The sequence below is a fragment of the Paenibacillus sp. FSL W7-1279 genome (assembly GCF_037969845.1).
In the GTDB taxonomy this organism is placed as follows: domain Bacteria; phylum Bacillota; class Bacilli; order Paenibacillales; family Paenibacillaceae; genus Paenibacillus_AQ.
Genome location: NZ_CP150215.1, coordinates 5,250,878 through 5,265,735, shown reverse-complemented (window position 1 = coordinate 5,265,735; position 14,858 = coordinate 5,250,878). Strand labels below are relative to the sequence as shown.

The 14,858-nt window shown below is 50.8% G+C and carries 10 protein-coding genes; 5 read left to right on the top strand and 5 right to left on the bottom strand.

The window, feature by feature from the left end; genetic code table 11:
* Nucleotides 1–24: 24 nt before the first annotated feature.
* Nucleotides 25–2,355 (bottom strand): helix-turn-helix domain-containing protein, encoded by a 2,331-nt coding sequence (locus tag MKY82_RS23760; protein WP_339294512.1) that lies wholly within the window; start codon nucleotides 2,353–2,355, stop codon nucleotides 25–27.
* A 241-nt stretch (nucleotides 2,356–2,596) separates the two neighbouring features.
* On the opposite strand from MKY82_RS23760, the gene MKY82_RS23755 reads away from it, so the two are divergent.
* Nucleotides 2,597–3,172, top strand: a complete 576-nt coding sequence (locus MKY82_RS23755; protein WP_220684406.1) for a hypothetical protein — start codon at nucleotides 2,597–2,599, stop codon at nucleotides 3,170–3,172.
* A gap of 214 nt (nucleotides 3,173–3,386) precedes the next feature.
* A complete protein-coding gene (locus MKY82_RS23750; protein WP_220684407.1) occupies nucleotides 3,387–4,436 on the top strand; it encodes a hypothetical protein in 1,050 nt (349 codons plus the stop codon).
* 482 nt (nucleotides 4,437–4,918) lie between these two features.
* On the opposite strand, the gene MKY82_RS23745 is transcribed toward MKY82_RS23750, so the two are convergent.
* The 4 genes from MKY82_RS23745 to MKY82_RS23730 form a co-directional block, all read right to left on the bottom strand.
* Nucleotides 4,919–5,959 (bottom strand): hypothetical protein, encoded by a 1,041-nt coding sequence (locus MKY82_RS23745; RefSeq protein ID WP_339294511.1) that lies wholly within the window; start codon nucleotides 5,957–5,959, stop codon nucleotides 4,919–4,921.
* Nucleotides 5,940–6,473, bottom strand: coding sequence for an RNA polymerase sigma factor (locus tag MKY82_RS23740; protein WP_194543796.1), 534 nt, complete (start codon nucleotides 6,471–6,473; stop codon nucleotides 5,940–5,942). The genes MKY82_RS23745 and MKY82_RS23740 overlap by 20 nt, the downstream gene beginning before the upstream one ends.
* 415 nt (nucleotides 6,474–6,888) lie before the next feature.
* A complete protein-coding gene (locus MKY82_RS23735) occupies nucleotides 6,889–7,767 on the bottom strand; it encodes a carbohydrate ABC transporter permease (RefSeq protein WP_009590031.1) in 879 nt (292 codons plus the stop codon).
* Between the two features lie 38 nt (nucleotides 7,768–7,805).
* Nucleotides 7,806–8,732, bottom strand: a complete 927-nt coding sequence (locus tag MKY82_RS23730) for an ABC transporter permease subunit (protein ID WP_194543795.1) — start codon at nucleotides 8,730–8,732, stop codon at nucleotides 7,806–7,808.
* A gap of 460 nt (nucleotides 8,733–9,192) precedes the next feature.
* Here MKY82_RS23730 and MKY82_RS23725 point away from each other — a divergent pair, with 460 nt between their 5' ends.
* The 3 genes from MKY82_RS23725 to MKY82_RS23715 all read left to right on the top strand — a co-directional run bounded on the left by MKY82_RS23725 (nucleotide 9,193) and on the right by MKY82_RS23715 (nucleotide 14,857).
* Entirely contained in the window at nucleotides 9,193–11,478 is a 2,286-nt protein-coding gene (locus MKY82_RS23725) for a helix-turn-helix domain-containing protein (protein ID WP_339294510.1), read from the top strand.
* A gap of 125 nt (nucleotides 11,479–11,603) precedes the next feature.
* Nucleotides 11,604–13,121, top strand: a complete 1,518-nt coding sequence (locus MKY82_RS23720) for a DUF3502 domain-containing protein (RefSeq protein WP_194543793.1) — start codon at nucleotides 11,604–11,606, stop codon at nucleotides 13,119–13,121.
* Between the two features lie 362 nt (nucleotides 13,122–13,483).
* Nucleotides 13,484–14,857 carry an alpha-L-fucosidase gene (locus MKY82_RS23715; RefSeq protein WP_339218692.1) on the top strand — a complete coding sequence of 458 codons (1,374 nt, stop codon included), beginning with the start codon at nucleotides 13,484–13,486 and terminating at the stop codon, nucleotides 14,855–14,857.
* The last annotated feature ends 1 nt before the right edge of the window (nucleotide 14,858 follow it).

Here is a 14,858-nt window from a genome sequence, read left to right as displayed (position 1 = left end):
TGTCTCGTAAAAGGGCCCTCTTTTTTATATATCCAGACTGCTCGAGCAATGTTGTTTGCGGTACTGACCGGGTGTCAGTCCGGTTTCTTTCTTGAATTTGCGGATGAAATTGGGTGCATCCAGATAGCCCACCTGTTCGATGATTTCCTTCAGAGGAGCGCTTGTCGTCACAAGCAACCGAATGACTTCTTCCATACGCCTCTTCCAAATATACTGCGAGAAGTTGATCCCGGTCTTTTCTTTAAAGCTGCGGCTTAAGTAAGAGGTAGAGACGGAAAATTTAAGGGCCACATGCTCCAGGCTGAGCGTGTAGTCGGCAAACTGCTGATTTACATAATGTACGATATCATCGATCAGTTTAGGCGCTGCTTGCTCATGGTTACGCTCAACCTTCTCGCAAATCTCGGTCGTCAGCGACAACAGCTTGTCCTCAAATTCCTCCAGCGTCTCAAACGACGTATAGTCCGAGATGCTGCTGAATGCTTCGTTCATTCCGACCTCGGAGGCGGACCGAAGCAGCGCGTTCAGCAGATCGAAGCAAATGCAGCGCAGCAGGTGAATCTGCAGCGGTTCGCCCCGAATGGTCTCCATCATCTCGGCGATCATCTGCACGGCCACCGACTCGTTGCCTTGCTTTAAGCTTTGCTCCAGCTTGAGCAGCGACTTTCTTGGAAGCCACACGCCTTTGGCAACAGGATGATTCTGCTCTGCCAGCTGGGCGAAATAGGTGATCCGGCTGCTGCCAACCATTCGATGCTCAAGAGCGGTTGCGGCTTCGATGAAGGATTGGTTCAGCTGCCCCAAATCCCGGTAAGGCGTACCTATGCCCATGCTCGGATCGAGCCGAGTGTTCTCGGCGATCAATCCCTGAAGCGCACGAATGATCTGCTCCATCCGGATCTTCAGCGAATCTTGACCTGGGTCAGGAAGCGATACGATCAGCGCGAACTGATTATCGGCTGAGAATTCGACGCCGTGGATATTCGCATGAAGCTCTGTTAGTTCAACATGGCTGAGCAAAGCTTGCATCTGTTGACGATCATTTTGGACATCCTCGGTCTCATCGGTTTCTTCCCAGGACAGAATTACACAGAAATACATGACTTGATCTTGAGGAAGCTCCAGTCCCGCCCCGGCGATCATTCGCTCGATTTCGGGATCATCCGGCTTGCCGTGTTTTAGTAGAAGCAGCATGCATTGATTGCGCACGAAGGGCTCCTGCATATCGATTCGGGCACTGTAATCGTGAAGGGTCTGACGAATCCAATCCCATTCACTGCGCGTTTTGGGCTCTGGGGTATCGTTGACTCTGAGCTTGGCGAATTCCATCAAGTCCTTAATCGGGTGATATTGGCGTCTAGCCAGTACAAAAGCGGCGAGCACTCCGGTAATTACGGCGATGCCAAACACCAGCAGAATGAGCGTCTGTACATGAGCGACCCGGCTGAAGAACTGGTAGCTTGGCATGATGGTCATGTAGTTCCAGCCATTCTCCCCGGATTTGACGGATACGACGGAGTACTTGTCATTATTCAGGGAAAGATTGTGTATGCCGGCATCAAGCGCAGCCAATGACCCGAGGTTCTCTTGAGACAGGGTTACGCCATGATTGCTCGCTGTAAGCACTTCGTCATGTTGATTGAAAATGTAGCTGCTCCCAGTGAAATCGCTAAGAATGGAATCCATGACCCCGGTAAGATTGGACTCTTTCACCATATATACGACGCTTCCGTACGGATACGGGGCATTGGGCTTAATAGGTACGATTACGGACAGCATTGCCTCCTGCCTGGAGCCGTTGATCGTAACATTCTCGGCAGGCCGTATTACCATCTGATTCGTTTCGTTCAGAGCAACGATGATATCCTTCAGACTCCAGTTCTCATAACGATAAAAGGAATCGAACGTAACGTTAACATTCGTTAGGCCGCGGTAAGAATAGATAACCGGGTCGTTATGATAGTATATGAAGATGTCTTCAATGATGCTGCTGTTTGCCTTATAGTTGGCCAAAGCTTGTATGGCTTCCACTCTGTAATAATCATCACGGACCATATAAGGGGTTAAGCGTCTGTCGTAAGCGATTCGGCCGGAAAGCTCCCGAAGCTCCGCGATACGGGAGTCGATGGTCATTTTCACCTGGTTCAATTGATTGATGTTGGATTGTTCAATCTCGGTACGAAGCCCGCTGACAGCGCTATCATAAACAAATATCGTTACTCCCGTCAGGGGAATCAGGAAGATCAGAATATAAGACAGAACGTATCTTAGGAGCAGCTTCGACTTAAAGTGATTCCAATTTATTCGGAAAGTGAAGGTGGATACGATGAATGATTTGAGCTTGTGAATGGTCATTTGGGTGCATCCTCCATTGCATTCTTTTCATGTCATGCGTACATCCGACTTGATCAAAAACGATAGGGTTATCTGAAACATTATATCATTATAATGAATCGAATGCTTCCTCGACACCGTTTGATCGGTTGTATCTTCGCTGCCGCTAAGGGAACCCTCTCCCCTTGTTATTAGTCAATATTACTGTGTCGCCTATATTTCGGGATTAGACACTAATACATTTTTTTGGAGGAAGATAACTATGAACAAAATTAACAAGGTTATAAGCACGGCTGCCTTGGCCGCAGTTATTGCCGGTGTGGGAGCCGTTGGAGCGGTTCAGACTGCTCAGGCAGCAAAGGATGTCACGGTCGAGCAGGCTGGGCAAACCGGGCAAACAGACGGTTTGAACCATGTGGATCAGAAGCTGATCGATGCCGCCCAAGCGAAGCTCAAAGAGTTTGTCAAGGGACCCGTTACATTCACTAAGGCGGAGACCACGAAACTCGGCGATGAGGAAGTTGTCTGTTTCGTCATCAGCGAGATAAAAATGGAATCTGAGGCATCCGTTAACGAAAATGTAACGGTAAAGCGCGACGGTACAGTGGTAAATCTCTATCTTAGCACCTCTTATAAAGAGCTTAACGAGACCACCAAGGCAAATCTGGACTCCGCCTGGAAGCAGGCCTTTAACACAGATTCAAGCGATATTGAGCGTGTAAACGTTCATTATACCAATTCAGATTATTATTACACTGGATTGAATTATTCCAACATAACGGCTACCAATAGTAAAAACGAGTCTATTGATCTTATGAACGGAAAACTGAAGGAGTAAGAGGTGCCGGCCGCAAAACAAAAAGCGGCAGTCGAGGTTCTGACCAGCGTCGGAGCGACAACTACGGGAAACCTTGATGTAACCTTCGGAAACAAACATATTAAGCAATGACCGAATATACTGACGGATAAATCTGTAACGGCCTCAATCGATTTTGACTGGGGCCGACCGATCTGAAACAGACGAATACATGATTGGAAGGATGTAAGACAAAATGAAACACAACTTTTATAAAGTTTTAAGCACCGCTGCGCTGGCCGCTATCATTGCCGGGTCGGGAGCCATGGAGACAGCAGAGATGGTACAGGCAGCGTCGGGGCCTCAAACCGGACAAGCGAAGCAAACGATCAATATAAACAATGTGGACCAGAAGCTGGTCATGGCCGCGCAAACGAAGCTTAAAGAGTATGTCAATGGATCGGTTTCATTTAACAAGGCGGAAACTACTGATTATAACGGAGAGGTTGTCAGCCTCTCTTGGCAGAAAAACGGCAAATTAGCCGGTTCGGTATATGTGAAGCCTGATGGAAAAGTGGTTAGAGTCAACCTTGATCTAAAATATGTACAAATGAACGGTACGATAAAATCTAAGTTGAATACCGCCTGGAAACAACTCTATAAAAAAACGGCCCCCGGATTTACGAAGCTGGATGTTAATTATTTGCAAGAGGGAGCTGGATCTACTGATATCACCGCGTTCTGCAATAATGAGCGTATTACCCTTGTGAACGGAAAAGTCGTAAGCGGTGGCGGATCGTTGAAATCGCTGCCTGCTGCAACTCAAAAGGCGGCAAACCAGGCGCTTTCCCGCGTCGGAGCCAAGGCTAAGGGCAGTCCGAGAATACACTTCAGTCTCAAGCCGAACAAGAAGAAGATATACGATTTGGAATACGCTACCAACAAAGGCAAGATTGAGCTAGAGATTGAAGAAACGACGAATCGGCTGCTCAGCATCGACTTGGGATATTTGTCCTTGATCAATGAGCTTGGAAATGTAAGCAATGAAAACCCTGGCGAAGAAACGCAGGCCATTCGCGAGAAAGTAAATTCATATAGTCTGGATGAGTTAAAGAAAGCGGCCGTAAAACAAGCTAAGGAGATTATGAATTTGGATTTATCGGGGTATAGTGCCGCGCGTGAGAAAGATAGCGGGGACCCATCAGCTTTTCACGATTCCATCATCTTTACAAAAAAAGGATCTCCGACTATAACAGGTTACTTTAACTCTAAAGGTGTCTTCTCCGGCTTTACGATTGAGTTATGAAATGAGCTTGGCATCTGAAAAAGGATGCAATTCAAAATTTGAACAAGGAGCTCCTGCTTATGTGGGGCTCCTTGTTCTATGATTTTTTACAAATCAAGGATCAAGAAATGATTGTTTGTTTTTTACTGTTGTGGAACATCCCGGTCCGGCGATTAGGGCAAAAGGCTTTGTCTGCCGCAAAAGGAAGTACTACTGAATTGAAAACTATTACGTCTGACTTTCATATGACGTTGGGCATCAGCACATATATGCGCAATAAACAGTGCGGGCTCCCGGGTTTGTCCGCTATGTCCATTATTATAATATTGAGGCATATGAAAACAGCAAAGACGCTCCTCGCATGAGGAACGTCTTTTGTACTATAAGGCCACTCGGGCTTTATCAAGCTCAAGCGTAACCGGCTCATCACGTAGTCCTGAAAGGGCTAAATTCAACATCACCCCCTTCACGGTGGAAGGATCGACCTGAAGTGAAAACGTTCTCTATTGCGAAGGGGTCTGATCTTTATCGACAGTAAACGTCAGCTTCCAGTCACCTTTAACCATCCTTACTGTTTCCGGAAAAGTGAAATACAGCTTTGCTTCCGCAATTTCCTTGTCGCTGAGGTCTGATATATTAAAGGCATCTGAACGCTGCCCCGGCGCGGCTCCTCTGCTCGTGGGCTCAATTGTTTTATTCCCTGTCACTAGCACCATCTGATAGTTTTCCTGCTCGGTCGAATTTCTCCATTCATTGAGGAATTCATTCTCTGGCTCCATATTCTTAGGAATGGAATAACGTACGACCCAATCATTGCCTACACGTGCCGAGGAGTTAATTGTTAAAGAAGAAAAACGATCTCCCGTCAGATCAAAAGTCGTTCCGTTCATTCCATCTATCTTTCCTTTGAGGGACATTTTGACGGTTTTCCGCATATACAGGTCCTGAAGCACGAGCTCATAATGCCCTGAGATGCCAGCTTGCTCTTTGCCCTGGGATACGAAATAGGAGGCGAGCCTACCCTCACGCTGAGTAAATTTGATCTGGTTGGCAATGTACTCTTCTTTCTCTCCTGTATCCAGATTGGTAAGGGTACCGGTATCAAAGAATGCATAATCGTAGCCGGATCTTTCAGGAATCTCCAAAGAAAGGCGGAACTCCAAATCTGTCAGGTTGTCATTCAGCGTTGAAGGGCTGCTAAGGACACGATCCAGCGTTATTTTGACATCACTCTGTTCTGTGTGCACATTCAACGTCTGACCTGCGGTTGTATTTTGAAAAAGGTTCTTCTGCAACGTGCTTAACATACCTGTCTGCTGGGCTGTTACGCCAAGTACAGTGATGCCCAGCACACTTGCCAGCAGCACGGCCGACTTGAAACGAGTTTTAGAGGTTGGCATCTCCATATGAACGGCTTGACCTCCCGTTTCTCTTCTCCACTTCCTTTTACGCTCCTCCAAAGTATGAAACATGGCTTCGAAATCCGGTTTTTGCTCCGGGTAGCCAGACAGTTTCTTCATAAATTCATTCCTGTGCTCCGGCATGAGTGTTTCCTCCTTTCCAACTACCCGATGGATCTTCTTTCAGCAATTTTCTCATTTTCTTCAGACCTCGATTCATCCGGGATTTCACCGTACCCAGAGGCACATTGAGCACCTCGGCTGTTTCGGGCAACGACAGCTCTGCGGAATAATGCAGCACAATTACGAGCTTGATTTTCTTGGGGAGTTTATCCAGCTGAAGATGCACGGTTTGCACCATTTCCCTATGCTCACAGGTTTCCTCGACTGACGGGGAACGCAGCGGCATGCCCAGCATATAGGAACGAAGCTCCTTGCTCCAACCGTTTTGTCTTCTTTTCAGAAAAGTATTGCACTCGTTAGCTGCAATTCGAAGTAGCCATGCTTTCATGTTCTGCACCTTCGCTCGGTCAGCAACCATTGCTTTGAAAAAAACATCTTGGCAGAGATCCTCGGCATCCGCCCGGCTCTGCACCATATAGCGGCAAAACAGATATACCGTCTCCTTATACTTTTCAAACAGTTGCCTGTCGTCCAACTTTTGTCACTTCCTTGTTGTTAACTTCTTCTTCTATATTTTATAGACGATTATCTAAATCGAACGGTTCGCATCACACGCTAATAAATCTCTCGTATACACCAAGGTGCCTATAATCCATGATTATCTAGCTGTTTAATGCGGGAGTTTGGGAGCAACTCCTATTATTGGCATTTAACATCAGTGATGAGCTGAAGATGTGGTGTTAACCTGGTTTTATATCACAGCCACATCAATACCTAGGTCGGCATCGTCCATTGTTCCACAGGAAGAAATCCGTCTAGACAGGAGCATGACTCAAAAAAACATCCTGATATCACCCCCCAACATAAAGAGGCTAACCGCCGTAGTGGTTAGCCTCTTGGGTTTCAAATTAAGACAGGGAGTGAAGGGCAGCGTTTATCGATGCCTACCTTTACTCCTTCAAGGAGCCAATCAACAGCCCTTTTATAAAATACCGCTGTAGGAACGGATAGAACAGCACCACCGGCCCGATCGTCAGAATGGCGGTGGCCATCTTCACCGATTCCTGAGGGAGCGTCTGGCTGCCGAGGATGGCTCCGCTGCTCTGCATCTGCTGGATCATGCTGATTTCGGAGTTCAGCTTAAACAGCAGATATTGCAGGGGATACAACTTCTCGTTGTCAACCAGCATGATAGCGTTGAACCAGTTGTTCCAGTAGGCAATGCCGTAGAAGAGCGTTATCGTGGCCAGAACGGGCATGCACAGCGGGAAGTAGATCCGGAACGCGATATAGAAGTCGCTCGCGCCGTCGATCTTGGCCGCCTCCGTCAGGGAAGGCGGAATTTGGGACATGTAGTTGCGCACAAGAAACAGGTTGAACGGGTTGAACACCAGGGACGGAATGATCAGGGCCCAGATGGTGTTGTTCATGCCGAGATTCAGGTTGATCAGATACCATGGCACCAGGCCTGTGTTAAACACCATTGTAATGAAAAAGAACAATCCGAGCCCGTTGCGGTAACGGATATGCTTGGCGGCAAGCGTATATCCGGCCATGGACGTGATGGTGACCGCAAGGATCGTGCCGACGACCGTCACGATGATCGAGATCATGTAACTCCGGTACAGCGGCGTGCTGCCGAACAGGAGCAGCTTGTAGGCATCCAGCGAAAGCTCGCTCGGAAACAGCTGGTAGCCGAATTGTTTAATGCTGGCTTCGTCGGTAAAGGACACCATGAGCACAAGCAGCATCGGCAGGATGCAGAGAATGGAGATGATGCCGATCAGCGCGGCATTCACGGCGTCGAAAAATTTAGGTCTGGACGTCATCTAGGTTTCGCTCCCTTCCGAATGATTCCGGGCTTGCTTTAGAACAAGGCATGGTCCGGATTCACCTTCTTCACGATTTTGTTGCTGCCCCATACGAGGATAAAGCCGACCACGGATTGATACAGTCCGACGGCCATGGCTTGTGCCGGATTCCCGATGGTGCGGAGGGAACGGAACACATACGTATCGATGACGTCGACGGTCGGATACAGCAGCCCGTTGTCCTTCACGATGGCATAGATCATGTCGAAGCTGCCGTACATGATTTTGCCCAAGGCCAGCAGTGTCAGGATGGATATGGTCGGCAGCATGAGCGGAATGGTGATATGGCGGATGAGCTGCCACCGGGTAGCGCCGTCGATCCGCCCGGCTTCGTAATAACTGTCATCAATCCCGGTAATGGCCGCCAAATAGATGACGAGATTCATCCCGAGATCCTTCCAGACGGCCGCGGTCGTTAGAATCCACGTCCAGTATTGCGGGGAGGCGTACCAGTTGACGGGGTCGACATGGAAGAACGCCAGGATCCGGTTCAGGATACCGTAGTCGGTCGACAGCAAGCTGTAGATGATGTAACTCACGATAACCCAGGACAAGAAATGCGGGAACAAAATCGTGGATTGGGTCACCCTCGAGAACCAGCGGCTGCGGAGCTCGTTGAACAATATGGCCAGCGCCATGGCTGCGAGCGTGCCGACGATGATAAATAGAAAATTGAGCTTCAAGGTGTTGAAGGTGACCTCCCAAGCCCGAGGCGAAGAGAAGAAGAACTTGAAATTGTCAAAGCCGACCCAGGCGGAATTGAAGAGTCCCGTCTTAAAGTTGAATTTCTGAAACGCAATGAGCATGTACGGAAGCGTGAAATAACCGAAGACCAGCGTATAGATGGCAGCCGGTACAACGAGCAGGTAGGCGGATCCGTTCGAGCGGATTTCGCGCAGGAAGCCGAAGCGGCTTTTTTTCATGAGTAGGCACGTCCTTTCGTAAATGATGGGGGCTGCAAGCCTGGCAGTTCTGATTCGAGTGTAAAGAGAGTTGCCGCGTGCAGTAAACTATGAAAATGGAGTTTGAGCGGATTGAAGGGGGGAGCGTCTGCTTTAAAAAACGGCAAAAACTTCGAATTTGAGTATTTCGCACAGTGTCGACAGGATTGAATAATGACCGGAAGAGCCTTGTTTTATAAGGGGTTTAGCTGATGGAGCCTATGAAGGAAAGTTTGGGGAGGAAAATAAAGAATGCGTTTTCATATTGATGAATGCCCTGAGCAAATGTAAGATGAGAGTGAAATATGAAAGCGTTCCGAGTGATCGGATCGTTAGGGAAACATCATTAAATTAACATATAGATTACATATTATGTTAGTAATTTTCATGAATTATGAAGATTTCACTTAACTATACAGATCCAATGGCAGGGAGGGAGAATATGATCCGGCAGCGATTATTCCGTTATGCGGTGTACCGAAATATGTTTCTCAGCTTTATTTTGCTTACGGCAGCCATGATTGCCCTCGTAACCGTCGTCCTGTACATGATGTTCTCCTGGAGCACCGCGAAGGAGGTAGGGAAAATATCCGAATCGATGCTGAAGCAGAACAGCGCCGTATCCAGCGTCATCCGCGACCAGGTATATAACGTGGGCAACCTGCTGCTCAGCGACAAGGAGATCGTGAACGCCCTTTTGGACAAAGAGGCCGATCCGGTGAAACAGTATGGGGTATTCGGCACTCTTAACCGAGTACAGTCCACCTATCCGTTCATCCATTCGATCGGGATCTATAACGGCTCGAATAATACGTATCTGAATACGAAGGGGATTACCAAGGAGCAGGAGAAGGCGCTGTTGGAGGAGATCAACAGCAAGAATACATCTTATTTTCACCTGTTCCCTCGCAAGATATCTACCGCCACTTCCGCTTCGGCCAACCGGAGCGAAGACGTCCTTACTTTCGTTCTCCTTCCGAGCTATTATTCGCCGCTAAGCTCCAAAGGCGCAATCGTAATCAACATGAGCACCGACACCATCCAGGATCTGATCGGAGGCTACCGCAACGAAGCGGTGGATTCGCTGCACGTCATTGACGACAAGGGAACCATCATCACCCATTCGGATCGTTCCCGGTTCATGGAGAATGTATCGCAGGAGTCCTATGTCCAGTCCATTCTGGAATCGGACGCGGAAAGCGGTTACTTCACTCGCTCCATCGACGGCCGCAAGAGCCTCGTTACCTACGTCAAATCCAAGGATATGAATTGGACGTATATCAGCGTAAGCCAATATCAAAATCTGCTGTTCAACATGCAGGCCCTCCGAACGTCGGCGCTGGTTCTCGCTTTGGCTTGTTTCGTCGTCAGCATGTTCTTGTCGATCTGGCTGACGCATCATGCGTACAACCCGATTCGTCACCTGCTGGAGAAAATGAGCACCATACCGAAAATGAAGGAAAACCGGCGGCAAATCAACGAATTTGCCATATTGGATACCACTTACGCCGAAATGACGGAGAAAATGAAGTCGATGGAGTCCGAGGCTTCCGTCGCTCGGCAGGCGCATGTGCTGCAGCTGCTGAAAGGCGGCGACGAGACGGCATTCCGCCGTTTGGCCCGCGAAGGCAAGGGGCCCTATTTCCTGGCGGTCGTCCTTCTGCTCGACAGCTTAGACGGCTCGCCCGGGGGAGAGGACGAGGACCTGCAGTCCTATTCCTCCGCGGCCGTCGCTCAGGCGGCCCAGCAGATGCTGGAGCCGGAGGGAGCGAGCGTGGCAACGGTAGGGGACGGGACCATTGCGATCATTCTCCCCATGAAACAGAGCCGGCTTCCCCTCCATGTCGTGGGCATGCTGGAGGAGCTGCAGGGCGAGATGCTAAGCACGCTCCGCGTGTCCGTCACCGTCGGCATCGGAACGGCCGCACAGACCTACGAGGAGCTGCGCGAATCGTTCGATTGCGCGCAGTCCTGCTTCCAGCAGCGCTTTTTCGCGGGAAAGGGCAGGATGTTCCATGGCGATCCGGTCAACACCGCGGAGTCGGAGCATTCCGAGGCTCAGTATCCGGACAAGCGGGAGAAGCGCATCATCGAGGCCATCAAGCTGCAGCAGCGGGATAAATTGGAGAAGGAAATCGATCAGTGGATCAAGGAAATTCGCGATTACAACTACCATGAAGTCATGTTTTTCATTAATCAATTCATTGGCGGCCTGTACAAGCAGCTCAATGTCCATACGGTAAAAAATCGGGAAAGCGCGGATCTCTTTCTCGACTTTACGCGGCGGATTACCCGCTTTCAGACACTGCAGGAAACCGCGGATGCCCTGAAGGATCTTGCCCTCAGGCTCTGCAGCCTGTCCGAAGAATCGGGAGCGGTCCGGCATGCGGAGGTGGTGGATTTTATCCAGATGTACGTACGCAAGCATTATGCAAGGCCGGATATGTCGCTCGAGCAGGTGGCGGGCGAGGTGAAGCTGTCCCGCAGCTATGTCGGCAAGCTGTTCAAGGCGCACTGCGAGCTGTCGTTCAACGATTACCTGAATGCCGTTCGTCTGGAGAAGGCGCGGGAGCTTCTCGCAAGCACCGAGGAGTCGGTCCAATCGATCAGCGAGCAGGTGGGCATTCTGAATACGACCTATTTCTACACGTTGTTTAAAAAGCACTACCAGATCTCGCCGGCCCAGTTCCGCAGCCAGCATGCGATCGAGACGAAAAAGGCGCAGTGACGGGCAATCTCAGTGTTTTAAAATGGCGAAAACCATCATTTTGAAGTATACGTCATCCCTAATGTCTCCTTAAGATAGGAATCGTACCGCATGACTAAACCAAATGAAGACAGGGGGACACATGCATGAAAAAAAGGAAAGCGCTAGCACTATGGTTGGCTGCGATATTCATGGTATCCGTGATCGCAGGCTGCTCCGGCGGGGGCGATGCCGGCGGCGAGAACGGATCGGCGAGCGGCGAGAATGACGGCGGGGACAAGCTGCCGGTCCGGTATCTGCTTCCGGGCTCCGCACCGCAGGATTTGGATGCGGCGGTCAAAGCGATCAACGAGAAGCTGGAGGCCGACGGACTGAACCTTACGTACGAACCGACGTACATCGCGTGGGACGTATGGGATCAGAAGACCAACCTCATGATGTCGACGGGCGAGGAATTCGAGCTGATTGCCATCATGCACGATACCAAAGGACCGACGGTGCTTGCGGGCAGCGGCGGTATCATTCCGATCGACGATCTGCTGGACCAGTATGGCACCGAGCTGAAAGCTTCCATGCCGGACTGGATCTGGGAGTCGTCGAAAATCAACGGCAAGACCACGTACGTGCCGAACTTCTGGGCGGATACCGCTTATAACGATGGCATGTTCACGATCCGCACCGATCTGCTAGAGAAAAACGGCCTGAAGCCGCCGACATCGCCGGAAGAGCTGCTCGATGCAGCCGAGACGCTGCAGAAGAACTGGCCGCAGGACAACAAGAACGTATATATCAAGATGCTGGAGGAGCCAGCCTACTTCCTGCATACAACCTACGACACCTATCCGTTTACCGTGGCCGACAACATGATTTATATCGACCAGCAGGGGAACGTGAAGTCTTGGTTCGAAACCGAGGAGTTCAAAAAAGACGTTTTGTTCATGAACGAGGCTTATAAGCGAGGGTTGATCATGAGCGATCTGCTTACGACGCCGACAGAGGTTATCAACCAAGAGGAGCTGGCAGGACGTTATCTGTACCGTCCGGGCGACGTCGGCTTGAGCGATGCCATTCTTCAAACGTTCCCGGATGCGAAGCTGGATATTTATTATTTGGCCGACCAGCCGAAATTCAGATCCTACGCGATCCGCAATTCCAACGGGATCTCGGCCACGTCTCCGCACCCGGAGGCCGGCATTCAATTTTTGAACTGGGTATACAGCAGCCAAGAGAACATGGATCTCGTTCAAAGCGGCGTGAAGGATGTGCATTGGAAGGATACCGGCAAGAATACCAAGGACTATCTGGCAAAGAACGAGAACGGTTCCCCGGCTTATGAGCTTCCGTACTGGCTGCTTGGCCACGTCGAGATGAACCGTTATCCAACGAATACGGACCCAGCGCGTCTGGAGCGCCGCACAACGGTATCGGACGACGCCGTGAACAGCATCACGATCGGCTTCACCTTCGATCCGACCAACGTTGCTTCGCAGTACGCCAACTGCATCGCCGAGCTGAAGACCAGCGTATATCCGGTCATGCACGGGGTCGTGAAATACGAGGACGCCTACGATAAAATGCTGGCCGCCATGAAGTCCGCTGGAATCGATGAGGTCGTTGATGAATACAAACGGCAATTCGATGAATGGAGAGCCGGTCAGTCGTAAGTTCAGGCACACGAACACTAAGAAATAATGGAATAGGGCAATCCTTTACCCGGTTTAATAACCGGGGAGGGATTGCTTTTTTTTGTGCACCGCCATGGAGCGTTCTGTTAAGAGTACCGAAGGAATTCCATGGAGATTCCTAGCGGATTCGAAAGTGATCAATGTTACCGTTTAGGACTTCAATTCTCCGATATTGGCCAAAATCAAAGTTTTCTCTCAAAAGTAAAGTGTTCAAGACAGGGATTCTCGGGCTAGAGTATAGGTCATAAGAAGCCTTGAGACTGCTCAAAGAGCCAGAAGCGTAATATCCATCAAGGCTGACCTCACGGCAAGAGCCGTGCAGAATAAGGAGGACGTTGTTCATGATCAAGCAAGCTCAAGCCATCCGGGAAGGCTGGCAGTGGTTTACGGAAAGCCGGTATGGCATGTTTATTCATTTCGGGCCATATGCCCAATACGGGCGCGGCGAGCAGGTACTGTTCCGGGAGCATTTGGACCAGGCCGAATACGCGCGGAAGGCCTGCGAGTGGAATCCGGTGTTTTTTGACGCCGAGCTATGGGCATACACCGCGCGCAAGGCGGGGATGAGATATGCCTGCTTAACGACGCGGCATCATGACGGGTATTGCCTGTGGGATACGGCCACGACGGATTATTCCAGCGCGAAGCAGGCGCCCGGCCGGGATCTGGTGCGCGAATTTACCGATGCGTTCCGGGCCCAGGGACTTCGGGTCGGCTTATATTATTCCTGGATCGATTGGCGGATCCCGGCTTACTTCGACGGACCGGAGAAGGATCCCGAGGGCTGGGAGACAATGAAGCAGTATTTGCATGATCAGGTGGAAGAGCTGGTGACGAAATACGGGCGCATCGATCATTTCTTTTTTGACGGGGTCTGGCCGCGAACCGCGGAGGACCTGGACAGCATCAAGCTGGTGGAGCGGATGAAGTCGATTCAGCCGGACATCCTGGTCAACAACCGTCTTGGACTGTCCGAGGAGGAGAAGCTGCATGCGGACGGCGGCGGCGGTTCGGGCGATTCTGAGGTGCTGGGCGACTTCGGCTCGCCGGAGCATGTCATCGTCCCGGATCAGAAGCGGCTGTGGGAATCCAGCCAGGTTACCACGTGGAGGCTGTGGGGATACACGAATGGCGAACGTTGGCGTCCGGCCGACGTTCTGCTCGACATGCTGTGCGAGTGCGCGGAAAAAGGGGGTACCGTGGGCGGCAATCTGCTGCTTAACGTCGGACCGCAGCCCGACGGACAGCTTCCGCCGGCCTTCGTAGAGCGGGCGCTGAAGATCGGGGAGTGGCTGGACGTTCACGGCGAGGCCATCTACGGCTCCGACGGAGGGAACCTCACCGAGTTCATCACCTATGGGCGGCAGACAATGAAAGACAACAAGCTGTATCTCATCATCCGCTTCTGGGATGGGAGGCCGGTGCTGAGGCTGGCGGATCTGGTGACGCCGGTATTACGGGTGACGCTGCTGACAACGGGACAGGAGCTGTCGTTCCGACAGGAGGGCGACGTGCTGTGGATCGAAGGGCTGCCGCGGGAACGTCCGACCGAGCTGTTCCCGGTCATCCGCATCGAATGCGAGGAGCGGCCGCAGACCAATGAATGGGGAGTGAACCGCCTCTGGACCGGCGACCCTTCCCGGATTGCCGACTGGGCTCGAACGCGCGGAACATCCGTATACGTCGACGGCAAGCCGCGGACGAGAAAGGAGTAAG

Coding starts and splice junctions, on each gene's coding strand:
- MKY82_RS23715 (WP_339218692.1), top strand. CDS start 13,484: ATGATCAAGCAAGCTCAAGCCATCCGGGAAGGCTGGCAGTGGTTTACG.
- MKY82_RS23720 (WP_194543793.1), top strand. CDS start 11,604: ATGAAAAAAAGGAAAGCGCTAGCACTATGGTTGGCTGCGATATTCATG.
- MKY82_RS23750 (WP_220684407.1), top strand. CDS start 3,387: ATGAAACACAACTTTTATAAAGTTTTAAGCACCGCTGCGCTGGCCGCT.
- MKY82_RS23725 (WP_339294510.1), top strand. CDS start 9,193: ATGATCCGGCAGCGATTATTCCGTTATGCGGTGTACCGAAATATGTTT.
- MKY82_RS23730 (WP_194543795.1), bottom strand. CDS start 8,732: ATGAAAAAAAGCCGCTTCGGCTTCCTGCGCGAAATCCGCTCGAACGGA.
- MKY82_RS23735 (WP_009590031.1), bottom strand. CDS start 7,767: ATGACGTCCAGACCTAAATTTTTCGACGCCGTGAATGCCGCGCTGATC.
- MKY82_RS23745 (WP_339294511.1), bottom strand. CDS start 5,959: ATGCCGGAGCACAGGAATGAATTTATGAAGAAACTGTCTGGCTACCCG.
- MKY82_RS23755 (WP_220684406.1), top strand. CDS start 2,597: ATGAACAAAATTAACAAGGTTATAAGCACGGCTGCCTTGGCCGCAGTT.
- MKY82_RS23760 (WP_339294512.1), bottom strand. CDS start 2,355: ATGACCATTCACAAGCTCAAATCATTCATCGTATCCACCTTCACTTTC.